Below are 16,834 nucleotides of genomic sequence, written 5' to 3' on the forward strand. Positions count from 1 at the left end.
AATTCGGGGTACCCGTCCGGCGTGCGTGATGGGATCGCCGTATGACTGAACTGCACATTCGCGCCGCCGCGCCCGCGGACCTCGACGCCGTACTGGCCTTCTGGAAGATCTCCGCCGAGGGCACGAGCATCAGTGACGACCGGGACGGCGTGGAGCGGCTCGTGGCGCGCGACCCCGAGGCGCTGATCCTGGCCGAGCGGGACGGGGAGCTGGTCGGCACGGTGATCGTGGGCTTCGACGGCTGGCGCTGCCATCTGTACCGGCTGGCGGTGCATCCGGAGCGGCGCCGCCAGGGCATCGGCTCGGCGCTGCTCGCGGCCGCGGAGGAGCGGTTCGTACGGCTCGGCGGGCGCCGGGCGGACGCGATGGTACTGGTGCGCAACGAGACGGGGCAGCATGCGTGGCGGGCCGCCGGGTACGCGCCCGAGGAGCAGTGGCGGCGCTGGGTGAAGCACCTCACCGACTGATCGGGTGAAGCACCACTCGGTCTGGTCGGGGGAAGCACCTCTCCGCCTGGTCGGGGGAACCAGCTCGCCGTCTGCACGTCTTTGCCGGTCCTTTAATATTGAGGGACCCACTCGGTCCTCCAAGGAAAGGTGTGAGCGTCCGCCCATGGGCGAGCCTCCCAGTAGTACGCGAGATCGCGCGACACCCCGCACCCTGTCCGATCATGGGACGGAGGTGACCCGATGACCGAAGTGCTCCTCCTGCTCGTGGCGATTTTGCTCTCGCTGGCCTGCGGCGCCTTCGTCGCCGCCGAGTTCTCGCTGACCACGGTCGAGCGCGGCGCCCTGGAGCGGGCCGCCGAGCGCGGCGAGCGGGGCGCGCCCGGCGCCCTGAAGGCCGTACGCAATCTGACCTTCCAGCTCTCCGGGGCGCAGCTCGGCATCACCGTCACCAACCTGGTGGTCGGCATGCTCGCCGAGCCGTCGATCGCCAAGCTGATCGCCGGTCCGCTGGAGTCGATGGGCATCTCCCGTTCGGCGGCCTCGTCGATCGCGCTGGTGCTCGGTACGGCTCTGTCGACCGTCGTCCTGATGGTCGTCGGTGAGCTGGTGCCGAAGAACTGGGCGATCTCCTCGCCGCTGGCCGTGGCCAAGCGGGTGGGCAACGCGCAGCGCTGGTTCAGCGCGGCGTTCCGGCCCTTCATCACCCACCTCAACAACACGGCGAACCGCATCGTGCGCCTCTTCGGCGTGGAGCCGACGGAGGAGCTGGCCGCCGCGCGCGGGCCGCAGGAGCTCGCCGCCCTGGCCCGGCACTCCGCCAAGGAGGGCGCGCTGGAGGCGGACACCGCCGAGCTCTTCGTACGGACCCTGAACCTCGCCGACCTGACCGCGGAGAACGTGATGACGCCGCGCGTGCAGGTCATCGCCCTGGACGCGCAGGCGACCTGCGAGGACGTGGCGAACGCCACGCGCGCGACGGGCCTGTCCCGGTTCCCGGTCTACCGCGGCAACCTCGACTCGGTCGTGGGCACCGCGCACATCAAGGACGTCCTGGCGATCCCGGCCGAGCGCCGGCCCCGTGTCCCGGTCTCCGAGCTGATGCGCGAGCCGCTGCTCGTCCCCGAGTCGCTGACCGTGGACCGGCTCCTGGACCGGCTGTCCGGCAAGCGCACGATGGCCGTGGTGATCGACGAGTACGGCGGTACGGCCGGGGTGGCCACGCTGGAGGACATCGTCGAGGAGGTCGTCGGCGAGGTCCGTGACGAGCACGACCCGCACGAGACACCCGACCTGGCCGCCGCCGGGACCGACGACGAGGGCCGTGTCCTGTACTCCGCCGACGGCTCGGCCCGCATCGACCACCTCGCGCGCGTGGGTCTGAGGGCGCCCGAGGGGCCGTACGAGACCCTGGCCGGCCTCGTGGCGACCGAGCTCGGCCGTATCCCGGTCGTCGGCGACACCGCGGAGGTCGCCGGTTGGCGGCTGGACGTGGTGGACGCCTCCGGGCGCCGGGCCGCGCGCGTGCTGCTGCACGCCCCCCTCGACGACCCGTCCGAATCCGTCGAAGGGGAGGCCGGCAAGTGACCGCGATCCAGTTGCTGATCGGGCTGGCGACCCTCGTCGTCAACGCCTTCTTCGTGGGCGCCGAGTTCGCGCTGATCTCCGTACGGCGTTCGCAGATCGAGCCGTACGCCGAGGAGGGCGACCGGCGCGCGAAGAGCGTGCTGTGGGGTCTGGAGCACGTGTCCGCGCTGATGGCGGCCGCACAGCTCGGCATCACCCTGTGCACGCTGGTCCTCGGTGTGGTCGCCGAACCGGCGATCGCGCATCTGCTGGAGCCGGTGTTCCACGCGCTCGGTGTGCCGACGGGCGCCGGACACGCGGTGTCCTTCGTGATCGCGCTCACCGCGGCGACGTATCTGCACATGCTGCTCGGCGAGATGGTGCCGAAGAACATCGCGCTCGCGGAGCCGGTGCGCAGCGCGCTGGTGCTCGGCCCGCCGCTGGTCACCCTGTCCCGGGGCCTGCGCCCGGTGATCTTCGCGATCAACGCCTTCGCCAACGCCCTGCTGAAGCTGTTGCGGGTGGAGACCAAGGACGAGGTCACGGCGACCTTCTCGGACGCCGAGCTGGCCCGGCTGGTCAAGGACTCCGACGAGGCGGGCCTGATCGACGACCGGACCCGGGAGCGGCTGCACGACGCCCTGGAACTGGGCCGCCGGCCGGTGCGCGATGTCGTCCTCCCGCTGGAAGGGGTCGTCTACGCGCGCGTGGGCGTGACTCCTGAGCAGCTGGAGCGGCTGTCGGCCGAGTCCGGGTTCTCCCGCTTCCCGGTCGTGGACGACGCACGGCGCATCCTCGGCTATCTGCATGTGAAGGACGCGTTGGACGCCTCCCCGCGGGATCTGGCGTTCCAGATCCGGGACATGCGGCCCATCGCGCGCGTGCGGGAGAGCACGCCGCTGGACGACGTCCTGACGGCGATGCGGGGCAGTCGTACGCATGTCGCGGCGGTGCTGGGGGGCGACGGGCGGCTGGCGGGGCTGGTGACGATGGAGGACGTGCTGCGGGAGCTGTTCGGGCAGCGGACGTGAGGTTCCGGTCGGGGGCCTGTCCGGGCATCGGGACTGCGGCCTGATCGGGGGCCGGGGAGGCTGACCGACCGCCGGGTATGTGAACGGGTTAGCATTTTCTCCGCCATGCAGAAGAACCCCACACACACCAGCCTCGTCGCCCTCGGTGACTCCTTCACCGAGGGCATGTCGGACCTGCTCCCGAACGGCTCCTACCGGGGCTGGGCCGATGTCCTGGCCGGCCGGATGGCCGCGGTCACGCCCGGCTTCCGGTACGCCAACCTCGCGGTGCGCGGCAAGCTCATCCAGCAGATCGTCGAGGAGCAGGTCGACGTGGCCGTGGCCATGCGGCCCGACGTGATCACGCTGGTGGGCGGGCTCAACGACACGCTGCGGCCCAAGTGCGACATGGGGCGGGTGCGCGCTCTGCTGACCGAGGCCGTGGAGCGGCTCGCCCCGGCCTGCGAACAGCTCGTCCTGATGCGCAGCCCGGGCCGCCAGGGACCGGTCCTGGAGCGCTTCCGGCCGCGTATGGAGGAGCTCTTCGAGTGCGTCGACGAGCTGGCCGAGAAGCACGGCGCGATCGTCGTCGACCTGTACGGGGCGCCGTCCCTCGGTGATCCGCGCCTGTGGGACGTGGACCGGCTGCACCTCACGGCCGAGGGCCACCGCCGGGTCGCCGAGGCGGTCTGGCAGACGCTGGGCTACGACCCCGAGGACACCGAGTGGCGTACGCCGCTTCCGGCCACGCTGCCGCCCGGCTGGGCCGCGCGACGGGTCGCGGACGCCCGGTTCGCCCGGCAGCACCTGCTCCCCTGGATAGGCCGCCGGCTCACCGGCCGCTCCTCGGGCGACGGCCTGCCGGCGAAGCGGCCCGACCTGCTGCCGTACGAGGATCCGACGGCGTAGGCGGGCCGCTCACGTCGGCCCGGGGCCCCGCTTGTAGCTTCCGACGAACGGGCCCCGTGCGCTGGCCTGCACGAATCGCCAGTAGAATCCGTCCACGTGACTTCCGCTCCCGCCAAGCCCCGCATCCCGAACGTCCTCGCCGGACGCTACGCCTCCGCCGAGCTCGCCACGCTCTGGTCGCCCGAGCAGAAGGTGAAGCTGGAGCGGCAGCTCTGGCTCGCCGTGCTGCGGGCCCAGAAGGACCTCGGCATCGAGGTGCCGGACGAGGCGATCGCCGACTACGAGCGTGTCCTGGACACCGTCGACCTGGCCTCCATCGCCGAGCGCGAGAAGGTCACGCGGCACGACGTGAAGGCGCGGATCGAGGAGTTCAACGACCTCGCCGGGCACGAGCACGTCCACAAGGGCATGACCTCGCGCGACCTCACCGAGAACGTCGAGCAGCTGCAGATCCGGCTCTCGCTGGAGCTGATGCGCGACCGTACGGTGGCCGTGCTGGCCCGGCTGGCCAAGCTGGCCGGCGAGTACGGCGAGCTGGTCATGGCCGGCCGCTCGCACAATGTCGCCGCGCAGGCCACGACCCTCGGCAAGCGTTTCGCGACGGCCGCCGACGAGCTGCTCGTCGCGCACGGCCGCGTCGAGGAGCTCCTGGGCCGCTACCCGCTGCGCGGGATCAAGGGCCCGGTCGGCACCGCGCAGGACATGCTCGACCTGCTCGGCGGCGACGCGGCGAAGCTGGCGGACCTGGAGCAGCGGATCGCGCGGCACCTGGGGTTCTCGCAGGCGTTCACCTCGGTCGGCCAGGTCTACCCGCGCTCCCTGGACTACGAGGTCGTGACCGCGCTGGTGCAGCTGGCGGCGGCGCCGTCCTCGATCGCGAAGACGATCCGGCTGATGGCCGGGCACGAGCTGGTGACCGAGGGCTTCAAGCCGGGCCAGGTCGGCTCCTCCGCGATGCCGCACAAGATGAACACCCGGTCCTGCGAGCGCGTCAACGGCCTCATGGTCATCCTGCGCGGCTACGCGTCCATGACCGGCGAGCTGGCGGGCGACCAGTGGAACGAGGGCGACGTGTCCTGCTCGGTGGTGCGCCGGGTCGCGCTGCCGGACGCGTTCTTCGCGCTCGACGGTCTGCTGGAGACGTTCCTGACCGTGCTCGACGAGTTCGGTGCCTTCCCCGCCGTCGTCGCGCGTGAGCTGGACCGCTACCTGCCGTTCCTCGCCACCACCAAGGTGCTCATGGGCGCGGTGCGGGCGGGCGTCGGCCGTGAGGTCGCGCACGAGGCGATCAAGGAGAACGCCGTCGCCTCCGCCCTCGCGATGCGTGAGCAGGGCGCGGAGCGCAACGAGCTCCTCGACAAGCTGGCCGCGGACGAGCGCATCCCGCTCGACCGGACGCAGCTGGACGCGCTGATGGCGGACAAGCTGTCCTTCACGGGCGCCGCGGCCGACCAGGTCGGTGTGGTCGTCGGCCGGATCGAGGAGCTCGTGAAGCAGCACCCGGAGGCCGCGGGCTACGCCCCGGGAGCGATCCTCTGACGCGCTTCACCCAGGCCGAGCTGGAGGCCGCTCGCGACCGTCTGGTACCGGACGTCGTCGCGGACGGTCTCCATGTGCTGCTCTGCGGCATCAACCCGGGTCTGATGACCGCCGCGACGGGCCATCACTTCGCCCGTCCCGGCAACCGCTTCTGGCCGGTGCTCCATCTGTCGGGGTTCACGCCTCGCCTCATGAAGCCGTCGGAGCAGGACGAGTTGCTGTCGCACGGGCTCGGCATCACGAACGTCGTGGCGCGGGCGACCGCGCGGGCGGACGAGCTGAGCGCGGAGGAGTATCGCGAGGGCGGGCGGCGACTGGCGCTCAAGGTGGCGCGGTTGCGGCCCCGCTGGCTGGCGGTGGTCGGGGTCACCGCGTACCGGGCGGCGTTCGACGACAAGAAGGCCCAAGTGGGTCCGCAGGAGCGGACGTTCGGGGACACGCGCGTGTGGGTGCTGCCGAATCCGAGCGGGCTGAACGCGCATTGGACAGCGGCGACGATGGCGGAGGAGTTCGGGCGGTTGCGGGTGGCGGCTCAGGACTGACGGGTCACGGTGGGTCGATGTCCGTGACGAGCACCTGGAGTCGAGGCTGGTCCTCGCCGTTCCGGTCGGCCACCGCCAGGGTGACCCGGCGGTCGCCGCCGGGCACGTCCCACGTACGCAGCTCGACCGCCTGGGCGGCGAGCTCCGCCCAGGGCTCGGGTATGAGCTCGCCCCGCGCGATCCGCTCCTGGAGTGTGACCGTCCCCCAGCGCGACGGCTCTCCCCACCTGTGCGTCAACCGCTCGACGACAGCAGCCTCGTAGGCGTAGCAGTCACTGGCGTCCGGCCAGTCCCCCGGCCCTAACCACGCGGTGTGGTAACCACCGTGCCCCGCGGGAAAGTCCCGGGAGCACAGCGCCTCTATCAGGGCGAGGTCCTTCGCGATGTCCATGTGATCCAGTAAACCGGGTCCCACTGACAACTGGCGTGCCGTCAGGCATCCCTGCGCCGCACGCTCCACGCACCTGCCACCAGTACCGCCGCCGTCCACAGCGCGGTCACCCCGAGGCCCGCCCACGGACCCAGCCGACCGTCGTAGGACTCGTGCAGGACCACCTGTCCCGCCCGGTCCGGCAGGAAGTCCGTCGCTCCGCCCACCGCGTCCCCGATCACGAACGAGACGACGAGGACGAACGGGATCAGCAGGGAGAGCGCGCCCACCCCGCTGCGCAGCACGGCCGTGAGACCGGCCGCGAGCAACGCCATCAGCGTGAGGTAGAGGCCGCAGCCCACCACGCCGCGTGCCTGTTCGCCCGCGGTCAGCCCGCTCGCCGCGTCGCCGAGACCCGCCTTCGCGACCAGGAGCGCGGCCAGTGCGGTCAGCAGTCCGACGAGCAGGGTCGGTACGGCGATCGCGGTGAGCTTGGCCGCGTACCACCGTCCGCGTCGCGGCACCGCGGCGAGCGAGAGCCGCAGTCCGCCGCCGTGGAACTCCGAGGACACGGCCATGGCGCCGAAGGAGATCGCGGCGATCTGTCCGGGCGCGATCCCGGACAACGCCGTGAACAGCGGGTCGAAGTCGGGGTCGGAGGTGTCGGAGGCACCGGCGAGTGCGGAGAACGCCGTGGTCGCCGCGAACAGCGCCAGCAGTGCCCCGAGGAGTGAGCGGAGCGTACGGATCTTGAGCCACTCGGCGTGCAGAACGGGTGCGTGGGACATGTCAGGCCTCCTGCGGCTGTGCGGTGAACTCGGCTTCGGTGGACGTGAGGTCCAGATAGGCCTGCTCCAACGTGCCCTCCTCAGCGGTCAGTTCGAGGATCGGGACCCCCGCGGCGGACGCGAGGCGGCCGATCTCGTCCACGCGCGCGTGGTGCACGGTCCAGTGCCCGTCCTCGTGCTCGACGGCGTGATGGCCGTGCTCCGCCAGGACGTTCTCGAGGGCGGTGGGGTCCGTGGTGCGGATCCGTACGCGCGGCTGCACGCGTGCGTGGATGAACCCGCGCATCGGGGTGTCGGCGAGGAGCCTGCCCCTGCCGAGGACCACGAGGTGGTCGGCGAAGGACGCGGTCTCGTTCATGAGGTGGCTGGAGACCAGGACGGTGCGCCCCTCCCCCGCGAGCCGGCGCAGCAGCCCGCGGATCCAGATGATGCCTTCGGGGTCCAGGCCGTTGGAGGGCTCGTCGAGCATGACCACCTCGGGGTCGCCGAGCAGCGCGGCCGCGATGCCGAGCCGCTGGCGCATGCCCAGGGAGTACGTCTTCACCCGGCGCCGGGCCACCGGGGCGAGGCCGGTCTCCTCCAGCAGCGCGTCGACGCGGCGGTCCGGGATGCGGTTGCTCGCGGCCAGCGTGCGCAGGTGGTCGCGGCCGGATCGGGAGCCGTGCGCGGCCTGTGCGTCGAGCAGGGCACCGACGTGGCGCAGGGGTTCGGCGAGGCCGGCGTAGGCGCGGCCGCCGATCGTGGCGGTGCCGGACGTCGGCCGGTCGAGGCCGAGCACGAGCCGCATGGTGGTGGACTTTCCGGCTCCGTTGGGGCCGAGGAAGCCGGTGACGCGGCCGGGGAGGACGGTGAAGGTGAGGTCGTCCACGGCTCGTCGGGTGCCGAACTCCTTGGTCAGGTTCTGGACTTCGATGCTGGTCATGGCCGAAGCCTGGCCGGTGGGCCGGGGGCGGGGCCTCCCCCGCGGGTGGAGATCGTCTCCCCCGTGCGGGGGAGGCTCGCTGTCAGTGGCGGCTGGCACGATGACGCCATGGTCCGTTTGCTGCGCCCGTTCGGCCGGGCGGTGACGTACACACGGTTGCTGCATCTGTTCATCGCGATCGTGTGGCCGAGCATGTGGCTGTTCGTCCAGGAGGCGTGGTGGACCTGGGTACTGGCGGGCGTGCTGCTCGCCCCCGTCGGGCTGGTGCCCGCGATGCGCACCGTGGAGGGTCTCCAGGCCCGGCTGCTGCTGACCGGTCACCGGGACGACAGTGCGGGCACCGACATCGTCGTCACGCCGTCCGCTTCCTGGGGCGACCGGGGGCGGGTCGTGGTGTGGCTGGAGGCGCGGCTGCTGATCGGCTGTGTGACCTCGGTGTTCACCGTGCAACTGCTCATCGCGTGCTTCGACCTGACGGCGTCGGCGTTCGGCCGTGACGTCGGTGAGGGGCTGCTGGCCCTCCTGGACGGCCACGCCTGGTGGCATGTCCTGCTCGTGCCGCCGGCGCTGGTCACGCTGGCGGTGACGGTGGTCGGCTCGGGCCGGCTCATCACCGCGATCGCCCGCCGCCTTCTGGGACCCTCTCCCGCCGATCGTCTGGCCGCCCTGGAGGAGCGCACCGAGCAGTTGCTGGAGCGCACCCGTATCGCCCGTGAACTCCACGACTCCATCGGTCACGCCCTGACCGTGGCCGTCGTCCAGGCGGGCGCCGCCCGCGCGGCCGGCGATCCCGAATTCACCGACCGCGCGCTGGGCGCCATCGAGGAGACCGGGCGGGCGGCGCTGGAGGATCTGGAACGGGTCCTGGGGATCCTGCGCGAGTCCGAGCGGCCGGTCAGCAGCCGGCCGACGCTGACGGACTGCGACCGTCTGCTGGAATCCGCCCGCGTCTCCGGTGCGAAGGTCGACGCCGAGCTGACCGGCCCCGTCGACACGCTGCCCGGGCCGGTCTCCCGGGAGGGGTACCGCATTCTCCAGGAGTCGCTGACCAATGTGCTGCGGCACGCGGGAGCCGTCCCCGTGCGCGTGCGGATCGCGGTCGTGGCGGACGACAGCCTCGCCCTGGAGGTCCGCAATCCGCTGACGGCCGACATACCCGGCCCGGGCCGGGGCAGCGGTCTGCGCGGCATACGCGAGCGCGCGGCCCTGCTGGGCGGCAGCGCGCGCACCGGTCCCGATCAGGGGGACTGGCAGGTGCGGGTGGAGCTGCCGCTGCGCTGATCTAGTCTGGCCGGATGCCGGTCACCGTTCTCCTCGTCGACGACGAACCCCTCGTACGCGCGGGTCTGCGGGCCGTGTTGGAGGCACAGCCCGACATCGAGGTCGTCGGGGAGGCGGCGGACGGGGCCGCGGTGATCCCGCTGGTGCGGCGACTGCGGCCCGACGTGGTCGCCATGGACGTACGGATGCCGCTGCTGGACGGGATCGAGGCCACGCGCGCGGTGCTGCGCACGGTCGACGAGCCGCCGAAGATCCTCGTGGTGACGACGTTCGAGAACGACGAGTACGTGTACGAGGCACTGCGGGCCGGGGCCGACGGGTTCCTGCTGAAGCGGGCCCGGCCGGCCGAGATCGTGCACGCGGTACGGCTGGTCGCCGAGGGCGAGTCACTGCTGTTCCCGGCGTCGGTGCGGCAGCTCGCGGCCGAGTACGGCGAGGGTGGCGGGAATCGTGCGGCCCGGACGGCGATGGAGCGGGCCCAGTTGACCGAGCGGGAGGCCGAGGTGCTGCGGCTGATGGCCCGCGGGCTGTCCAACGCGGAGATCGCCGAGCGGCTGATCGTCGGGACGGAGACGGTGAAGTCCCACGTCAGCGCTGTACTGGCGAAGCTCGGGGCGCGGGATCGGACGCAGGCCGTGATCGCGGCGTACGAGTCGGGGTTCGTGGCGCCCGGCTGACGGGGACCCGCTCACGATCTCACCGGTCCCCGCACTCGCCCGGCTCCGTCCTGACGAGTACGATCCGGCCAACACGCGCACGAGCTGGGAGGACGGACGTTGGGGCGGCTGACCGGCGGGGATCCCTCGCTGCTGCGAAGGATCAATTCCGCGGTGGTGCTGCACGCGCTGCGCGCCACGGACTGCGCGACGCTGACCGAGATCACGCGGGTCACCGGCCTGTCCCGGCCGACCGTCGAGGGTGTCGTCGAGGGGCTCATCGAGGCGGGGTACGTCGTCGAGAAGGCGGCCGACGAGAGTGTCGTACGGCGGCAGGGGCGGCCCGCGCGGCGGTTCCGGTTCCGGGCCGAGGCCGGGCATCTGCTGGGCCTGGACATCGGACCCCACCGGGTCGCGGCGCTCCTGTCCGACCTGGACGGCCGGGTGCTCGGTGCCGTCTCCAAGGACGTCTCCGAGACGGCGTCGGCCGACGAGCGCCTGGAGCGGCTGCGCACCGCGGTGGCCGAGCTGCTGCGCCGGGCCGGTGTCGCACGGGAGTCGCTGCGGGCGGTGGGGGTCGCCTCGCCGGGGATCGTCGAAGCGGACGGCACCGTGCGGCTGTGCGCCGCGCTGCCCCAGTGGACGGGACTGCGTCTCGGTGAGCGGCTGAGTCGTTCCTTCAAGTGCCCGGTCCTGGTGGAGAACGACGCCAACGCCGCGGCGGTCGCCGAGCACTGGAAGGGTGCCGCCACCGAGTCCGACGACGTCGTGTTCGTGCTGGCGGGGCTGAGTCCGGGCGCGGGGGCGCTGATCGGCGGGCGGCTGCACCGGGGGTACGGCGGGGCGGCGGGCGAGATCGGCGCGCTGCATCTGCTCGGGCGCGAGGTGACGCCGGAGAAGCTGCTGTCCACCACGGACGAGCCGCTGCACCCGCTCGACGAGCAGGCCGTCGCCGAGGTCTTCGCGCAGGCCCGCGAGGGCGACCAGCGGGCCCGGGCGGCCGTCGACCGTTTCCTGCAGCGGCTCGTCCACGACGTGGCGGCCCTCTCCCTCGCCCTCGACCCCGAACTGGTCGTCATCGGCGGCTGGGCGACCGGCCTGGACGACGTACTGGAGCCGCTGCGGCTGGAGTTGGCGCGCTACTGTCTGCGGCCGCCGAAGGTGACCCTGTCGCTCCTCGGTGAGGCTGCCGTGGCGACGGGTGCGCTGCGGCTGGCGCTCGACCATGTGGAGGAGCAGCTCTTCGCGGTGGAGGGCACGGTGACGGCGCGGCGTTGAGGGGCCGCTGTTGCTGTCGAGGTCTGTGTTGCCGCTGTTTCCGCCGTTGCTGAAACGTCTCGCGCCCCGGAGTCGCTCCGGGGCGCGAGACGTCGGGCGCTACGGCGGTCAGGACGCCCGGCGCTCCGGGTCCTCGTGGATCTCCACGCCGCCGGAGTCGCCGAAGGTCAGCCGGCAGGTGTCGGCGCGGTAGGTGGCGACGGACAGCGCGGCGGTGCGGCCCGCCGAGAAGAAGCGGGTCGTCAGCACGAGGACGGGCGCCCCGGGCAGCCGGTCCAGCTGCTTGGCGTCGTCGGCCCGGGCCGAGCCCAGTTCCACGGCGCTGTCCTGCCCCTCAAGACCCAGACGCTGCAACTCGCGCAGCACGGCACGCGCGCGTGCCGCACCGGACGGGGCGTCTATGGCCGAGAGGTCCGGCACCGAGGACTGCGGGATGTAGAGCAGCTCCGCGGCGACGGGCTGACCGTGCGTCATACGGGAGCGGCGGACGATGTGCACGGGCTCGTCATGACCGGTTTCCAGTGCCCCGGCGACGGCCGCCGACGGGACCTCCAGGGTGCTGTCGACGGACTGCCAGGCGTCCGTGGCCGTGCCCGGCCAGACGTGCTGCTCCGTGCCGACGGCGACCCCCACGCGGGGCGGGGCGACGGTCGTACCCACACCGCGGCGGCGCTGGAGCCGGCCTTCCAGCTCCAGCTGCTCCAGGGCCTGGCGGAGCGTGGCGCGGGCGACACCGAACCGGGCGGCGAGATCGCGCTCGTTGGGCAGGATCTCACCCACCGAGAACTCGGAGTCCAGCGCCTCAGTGAGCACGGTCTTGAGGTGCCAGTATTTCGGTTCCGGCACCGTTTCCAGCTGCGTGGTCCCCACCCTGTCCTCCGCAATCGCCGTGGTCCGGCGGCGTTTTAGCGCCCTTGTTTATTAAAGGTTGTTTCACTTCTCTGCGACCATAAGGCGGCCCCCACCCTTGGTCAAGACCAATCCTCGATCCCTTGCGCAACGCACAGGCACGGTGCCGCGCAGCGTTCACGGGGCGTTCGTACGGGGCGGCCCGTGTGACATGACGGCAAAGCCCCCGTCGTGGAACGGGGGCTTCGCGTGGTGGCTCGCTATGCGGCGAGCGACTGGAGTTTGTCGGGGTTGCGTACGACGTAGACCGACTGGATCCGGCCGTCCACGACGTCCAGCTGGAAGACCGAGTCGGGCTTGTCGCCCGACAGGAGCAGCAGCGCGGGGCCGCCGTTGAGCTCCAGGAAGCGGAAGGACAGGTCGGGGACGCCCTTCTGTGCGGCGCCGACGAGGAAGCGGCCCACCTTGTCCGCGGTCTCGATGACGCGCAGCGGCGCCCTGGACTTGCCGCCGCTGTCGCCGACGAGGCGGACGTCCGGGGCCAGCATCGACATGAGCCCCTGGAGGTCGCCCTCCGCGGCGGCGGCGAGGAAGCGCTCGGTGAGATCCCGGCGCTGGACGGGGTCGACGTCGTAGCGGGGGCGTCTTTCCTCGACGTGCTTGCGGGCCCGCCCGGAGAGCTGGCGCACCGCCGCTTCGCCCCGGTCGAGCATGGCGGCGATCTCCGCGTACGGGTAGCCGAAGGCCTCCCTCAGCACGAACACCGCCCGCTCCAGCGGCGACAGGGACTCCATGACGACCAGGACGGCGAGGGAGACCGAGTCGGCGAGGACGGCGCGCTCCGCGGTGTCCGGGACCGTGTCCCCGAAGTCCGTGACGTACGGTTCCGGCAGCCAGGGGCCGACGTACGCCTCGTTGCGTGCCTTGACCTGGCGCAGCCGGTCGATGGCGAGGCGGGTGGTGACACGCACCAGATAGCCGCGCGGTTCGCGCACCTCGCTGCGGTCGGCGCCGGACCAGCGCAGCCAGGCCTCCTGGACCACGTCCTCCGCGTCGGCCACCCTCCCCAGCATGCGGTAGGCGACGCCCACAAGGACGGGGCGGTGCTCTTCGAATACGTCGGTCACGGTGTCGGTACTCACGGCACCATCCCAGCCGACGTCCCGCGTGCTGTCCAGGCGAGTCCGGCACCTGCCACACGAAGGGGGCTACCCGCCGGTAGCAATTGCTGACAAGCTGTCTACACGCCGTCCGGCTGCGAGTCCCAGACGAGGAGCACACGTACATGGCCGCCACCGTCTCGTTCAAGGTCCCTTCCCCGCACGGCCCGCGGACCGTGACCGTCGACTACGCGCGCGTGGGCAGCGGCGAACCGCTGCTCCTGCTGCACGGCATCGGTCACCACCGGCAGGCCTGGGACCCGGTCGTGGACATCCTGGCGACCGAGCGCGAGGTCATCGCCGTGGATCTGCCCGGCTTCGGCGCGTCCCCGGGGCTGCCGGACGGACTGACGTACGACCTCGCCACCACGACCGCCGTGTTCGGCGCCTTCTGCGAGGCGTTGGAGCTCGACCGACCGCACGTCGCGGGCAACTCCCTCGGTGGTCTGCTCGCCCTGGAACTCGGCCGGGAGAAGCTCGTACGGTCCGTCACCGCCCTCTCCCCCGCGGGGTTCTGGTCGGAGGCGGAGCGGCGTTACGCCTTCGCCGTGCTGCTCACGATGCGCGGCATAGCCCTGCGGATGCCCCGGCCGATGGTCGAGCGGCTGTCCCGCTCGGCGGCCGGCCGCACCGCGCTCACCAGCACCATCTACGCCCGCCCGGCCCGCCGTTCACCCGAGGCCGTCGTCGCCGAGACGCTCGCGCTGGTGAACGCGACGGGCTTCGACGACACCCTCCGCGCGGGCGGCTCCGTGCGGTTCGTCGACGACATCCCCGGAGTTCCGGTCACCGTGGCGTGGGGCAGCAAGGACCGGCTGCTCCTGCGCCGGCAGGGGGTCCGGGCCAAGCAGATCATCCCCAAGGCCCGCCTCGTGCGGCTGCCCGGCTGCGGCCACTGCCCGATGAACGACGACCCGGCGCTCGTCGCGCGCGTGATCCTCGACGGCAGCCGCTGACCCGCGCGACGCACGGGATCCGAGGGCGACTCCGGCGCCGACGACGGCGCTCCCGACCGCCTGGGCCGTGCCGTAGGAGCCCGTCCCGACGAGCGGGGCGGTGCAGGCGGCGGCGACCGGGATGAGCCCGGAGAACAGCGTGGCGCGCTCCGCGCCGATCCGCTGCATGCCCATGTACCAGCACACGAACCCGACGACCGTGACGACCGCCGCCTGCCACAGCAGCGCGGCGGCCTCGGTCCGGCCGGGCATCGGCAGCCACGCCGTGCCGTCCACGACCAGCCCGGCCGCCAGGGACTCGAGCGCGGCGATCGCGCACACCGTCGCCGACAGCAGCCGTGGCCCCAAGGGCCGCAGCACGGGCACGGCCAGCACCGCGAAACCGACCTCGCCGGCCAGCGCGCACACGGAGAACACCAGTCCCGTACCGTCCGTCCGCCCCCAGCCCTGGACCGTGAAGGCGCCCAGGGCCACGAGCAACGCCCCGTACAGCACGGCGCGTTGGGGGCGGCGCCCGTCGAGGAGAGGTACGAGAACGGCCACCACGACCGGCGCGCAGCCGACGAAGACGCCGGGCACCGCGGGCTCGGCCGTGCGCTCCGCCGCGATGACGGCCATGTTGAAGCCGACCATGCCGACGGCCGCGAGCAGTGCGAGGCGGGCCCACTGCCGGGGCGCGAGCGTCCGCAGCCGGGCCGCCGCGCCGCGTCCCACCAGCGGCACGAGCAGCAGGCAGGCGAGGCCGTAGCGCAGGAACTGGCCGCCCGCGTAGGGGTAGTCGCCAAGCACGCTGTTGGCGGTGAAGGAGGCGCCGACGAGGACGCAGGCGAGTGCGGCGAGGAGCGTTCCGCGGGTGGTGGTGGCGTTCATGGGAACGACGCTAGGGAGCGGGATGGACCGCATTAAGGTCCATTTCCATGACGTCATCGGAGACCAATCGGGAGCGGGCCACGGCGCGGGGCGAGGGGGCCGGACCCGCATCGGACGAAGGGGCCGGCTCCGTGTCGGGCGACCGGAGAGCCTCGGATGACCGGGCGGGTTCCGCCGCCTGGGAGTTGCTCCTGCCCCTCGGTTCCGCGCCCGCACGCACGCGTGGACGTGCGTTGCAGGCGGCGCTGCGGGAGGCGGTCCGGTCGGGGAGGCTTCCGCCCGGCACCCGGTTGCCGTCGAGCCGGGATCTGGCCGGGGACCTCGGTGTGTCGCGGGGGCTCGTGACGGAGGCGTACGAGCAGCTGACGGCCGAGGGATATCTGCGCAGCGGGCGGGGCGCGGGGACCTGGGTGGGCGGTGCCGTGCGGTCCGCCCCGCCACGCGCGCGTGATCTCGCGCCGCGCCCCCCAGGCGCACGCGCGGACTTCGTCCCCGGGACACCCGACCTGTCGCTGTTCCCGCGCGCCGCCTGGGCCGCGGCACAGCGCGGGGTGCTGGCGGAGCTGCCGCACCACGAGCTCGGTTATCCCGATCCGCGCGGGCTGCCCCGGCTGCGCACCGTGCTGGCCGAACTCCTCGCCCGCCGCCGGGGCGTGGTCGCCGACCCGGAACGGATCGTGGTGGTGTCCGGGGTGGCCCAGGCGTCGACCCTGCTCGGCTTCGCCCTGCACGCGCGCGGGCTGCGCGAGGTGGGCGTCGAGGACCCCGGCAGTCCGCAGCACGACGACCTCTACGCCGCGGCGGGCGTCACCACGGTGCCCGTGCCGCTGGACGAGGACGGGCTCGCCGTCGGACCCCTGCGGGCGTCCGGCGTGCGGGCCGTCGTGACCACGCCCGCCCACCAGTACCCCACCGGGATCGCGTACTCCGCGCGCCGCCGTGCCGAACTGCTCGACTGGGCACGGTCCGTGGACGGGTTCGTCCTGGAGGACGACTACGACGGCGACTTCCGCTACGACCGTGCCCCGGTCGGCGCGCTCCAGGGTCTCGATCCCGACCGCGTGGCCTACGCGGGCTCCGTCAGCAAGTCCCTCGCCCCCGGGCTGCGGCTGGGCTGGCTGCTCGTGCCGGAGTCGCTCGCCGACACGGTGATCGAGCGCAAACGGACCATGGACCTCGGCCATCCCACGCTCGACCAGGCGGTGTTCGCCCGGTTCGTGGAGCGCGGCGACTACGACCGTCAGCTGCGCCGCTGCCAGCGCGCCTACCGCGAGCGGCGCGACGCGCTCGTAGCCGCTCTGGAGGAGTACTTCCCCGGCGCGAAGGTGTCCGGGATCGCCGCGGGGCTGCACGCCATCGCCACCCTGCCTCATCGGTACGGGCCCGAGGACCGCTTCCTCGCGCGCGTGGCCGCGGCCGGGGTGGCGGTCCGTCCGCTGTCGGACTGCGCGCACGCGCGTGCCGAGGCCTCGGCGGAGACCCGGCTCGTGGTCGGATACGCGCACCTCTCCCCCGCACGGATCCGTGCGGGCGTTCGACTGATGGCCGAGGCGGGCGCCGGGTGAGGGTCGTCGTACCTCACTGTGCCGGTGAATCGCACACCGGTTCCCGTACGCCTGCGGTCAGTTGTTCACTTGTGGTTTGCGTGTGCGCTGCGGCGCACGAGTAGTTGTGGCATCGCACACTGGCCGG

16 protein-coding genes and 1 pseudogene are annotated in these 16,834 nt (G+C 72.5%); 11 read left to right on the forward strand and 6 right to left on the reverse strand.

Going from position 1 to position 16,834, the window contains the following annotated elements:
- The first annotated feature begins 41 nt into the window (after nucleotides 1-41).
- The 6 genes from ACFY0U_RS32210 (at nucleotide 42) to mug (ending at nucleotide 6,012) form a co-directional block, all read left to right on the forward strand.
- Nucleotides 42-467 carry a GNAT family N-acetyltransferase gene (locus ACFY0U_RS32210; protein WP_388641802.1) on the forward strand — a complete coding sequence of 142 codons (426 nt, stop codon included), beginning with the start codon at nucleotides 42-44 and terminating at the stop codon, nucleotides 465-467.
- Between the two features lie 222 nt (nucleotides 468-689).
- Nucleotides 690-2,033: a hemolysin family protein gene (locus ACFY0U_RS32215; protein WP_388641803.1), complete on the forward strand. Its 1,344-nt coding sequence runs from the start codon at nucleotides 690-692 to the stop codon at nucleotides 2,031-2,033.
- Complete coding sequence (locus ACFY0U_RS32220) at nucleotides 2,030-3,043, forward strand: hemolysin family protein (protein WP_388641804.1); 1,014 nt, start codon at nucleotides 2,030-2,032, stop codon at nucleotides 3,041-3,043. Before ACFY0U_RS32215 ends, ACFY0U_RS32220 begins: the two co-directional genes overlap by 4 nt.
- A gap of 105 nt (nucleotides 3,044-3,148) precedes the next feature.
- The gene (locus tag ACFY0U_RS32225) at nucleotides 3,149-3,931 is read left to right on the forward strand and encodes an SGNH/GDSL hydrolase family protein (RefSeq protein WP_388641805.1); all 783 of its coding nucleotides are present in this window, start codon (nucleotides 3,149-3,151) and stop codon (nucleotides 3,929-3,931) included.
- Nucleotides 3,932-4,027: 96 nt separating this feature from the next.
- Complete coding sequence (gene purB / locus ACFY0U_RS32230; RefSeq protein ID WP_388641806.1) at nucleotides 4,028-5,470, forward strand: adenylosuccinate lyase; 1,443 nt, start codon at nucleotides 4,028-4,030, stop codon at nucleotides 5,468-5,470.
- Entirely contained in the window at nucleotides 5,467-6,012 is a 546-nt protein-coding gene (gene mug / locus ACFY0U_RS32235; RefSeq protein ID WP_388641915.1) for a G/U mismatch-specific DNA glycosylase, read from the forward strand. Before purB ends, mug begins: the two co-directional genes overlap by 4 nt.
- Before the next feature lie 4 nt (nucleotides 6,013-6,016).
- Here mug and ACFY0U_RS32240 read toward each other — a convergent pair whose 3' ends face one another.
- Genes ACFY0U_RS32240 through ACFY0U_RS32250 form a run of 3 tightly spaced genes read right to left on the reverse strand, consistent with a single transcriptional unit; the run spans nucleotide 6,017 to nucleotide 8,092 of the window.
- Nucleotides 6,017-6,403 carry a hypothetical protein gene (locus tag ACFY0U_RS32240; protein WP_388641808.1) on the reverse strand — a complete coding sequence of 129 codons (387 nt, stop codon included), beginning with the start codon at nucleotides 6,401-6,403 and terminating at the stop codon, nucleotides 6,017-6,019.
- A 41-nt stretch (nucleotides 6,404-6,444) separates the two neighbouring features.
- A complete protein-coding gene (locus ACFY0U_RS32245; protein ID WP_388641810.1) occupies nucleotides 6,445-7,170 on the reverse strand; it encodes an ABC transporter permease in 726 nt (241 codons plus the stop codon).
- A 1-nt stretch (nucleotide 7,171) separates the two neighbouring features.
- The gene (locus tag ACFY0U_RS32250) at nucleotides 7,172-8,092 is read right to left on the reverse strand and encodes an ABC transporter ATP-binding protein (protein ID WP_388641812.1); all 921 of its coding nucleotides are present in this window, start codon (nucleotides 8,090-8,092) and stop codon (nucleotides 7,172-7,174) included.
- Between the two features lie 108 nt (nucleotides 8,093-8,200).
- On the opposite strand from ACFY0U_RS32250, the gene ACFY0U_RS32255 reads away from it, so the two are divergent.
- The 3 genes from ACFY0U_RS32255 to ACFY0U_RS32265 all read left to right on the forward strand — a co-directional run bounded on the left by ACFY0U_RS32255 (nucleotide 8,201) and on the right by ACFY0U_RS32265 (nucleotide 11,307).
- The gene (locus tag ACFY0U_RS32255) at nucleotides 8,201-9,373 is read left to right on the forward strand and encodes a sensor histidine kinase (protein WP_388641813.1); all 1,173 of its coding nucleotides are present in this window, start codon (nucleotides 8,201-8,203) and stop codon (nucleotides 9,371-9,373) included.
- A 14-nt stretch (nucleotides 9,374-9,387) separates the two neighbouring features.
- Nucleotides 9,388-10,050, forward strand: coding sequence for a response regulator (locus ACFY0U_RS32260; RefSeq protein WP_388641815.1), 663 nt, complete (start codon nucleotides 9,388-9,390; stop codon nucleotides 10,048-10,050).
- Between the two features lie 99 nt (nucleotides 10,051-10,149).
- Nucleotides 10,150-11,307, forward strand: coding sequence for an ROK family protein (locus ACFY0U_RS32265; protein WP_388641817.1), 1,158 nt, complete (start codon nucleotides 10,150-10,152; stop codon nucleotides 11,305-11,307).
- A 108-nt stretch (nucleotides 11,308-11,415) separates the two neighbouring features.
- Here the strand turns inward: ACFY0U_RS32265 and ACFY0U_RS32270 are convergent, their stop codons facing one another.
- Nucleotides 11,416-12,177, reverse strand: a complete 762-nt coding sequence (locus ACFY0U_RS32270) for a GntR family transcriptional regulator (RefSeq protein ID WP_388641818.1) — start codon at nucleotides 12,175-12,177, stop codon at nucleotides 11,416-11,418.
- A 239-nt stretch (nucleotides 12,178-12,416) separates the two neighbouring features.
- Nucleotides 12,417-13,298, reverse strand: coding sequence for an RNA polymerase sigma-70 factor (locus tag ACFY0U_RS32275; RefSeq protein ID WP_388641819.1), 882 nt, complete (start codon nucleotides 13,296-13,298; stop codon nucleotides 12,417-12,419).
- 143 nt (nucleotides 13,299-13,441) lie between these two features.
- On the opposite strand from ACFY0U_RS32275, the gene ACFY0U_RS32280 reads away from it, so the two are divergent.
- Nucleotides 13,442-14,272 (forward strand): alpha/beta fold hydrolase, encoded by an 831-nt coding sequence (locus ACFY0U_RS32280; protein ID WP_388641821.1) that lies wholly within the window; start codon nucleotides 13,442-13,444, stop codon nucleotides 14,270-14,272.
- A gap of 81 nt (nucleotides 14,273-14,353) precedes the next feature.
- Here the strand turns inward: ACFY0U_RS32280 and ACFY0U_RS32285 are convergent.
- A pseudogene (locus tag ACFY0U_RS32285) lies at nucleotides 14,354-15,253 on the reverse strand (DMT family transporter); the annotation flags it as partial.
- Between ACFY0U_RS32285 and ACFY0U_RS32290 the strand changes: the two are divergent.
- Nucleotides 15,190-16,707 carry a PLP-dependent aminotransferase family protein gene (locus tag ACFY0U_RS32290; protein ID WP_388641823.1) on the forward strand — a complete coding sequence of 506 codons (1,518 nt, stop codon included), beginning with the start codon at nucleotides 15,190-15,192 and terminating at the stop codon, nucleotides 16,705-16,707. The pseudogene ACFY0U_RS32285 and the gene ACFY0U_RS32290 overlap by 64 nt on opposite strands.
- The last annotated feature ends 127 nt before the right edge of the window (nucleotides 16,708-16,834 follow it).

It is taken from the genome of Streptomyces sp. NPDC001536, assembly GCF_042894505.1.
Classification (GTDB): domain Bacteria; phylum Actinomycetota; class Actinomycetes; order Streptomycetales; family Streptomycetaceae; genus Streptomyces.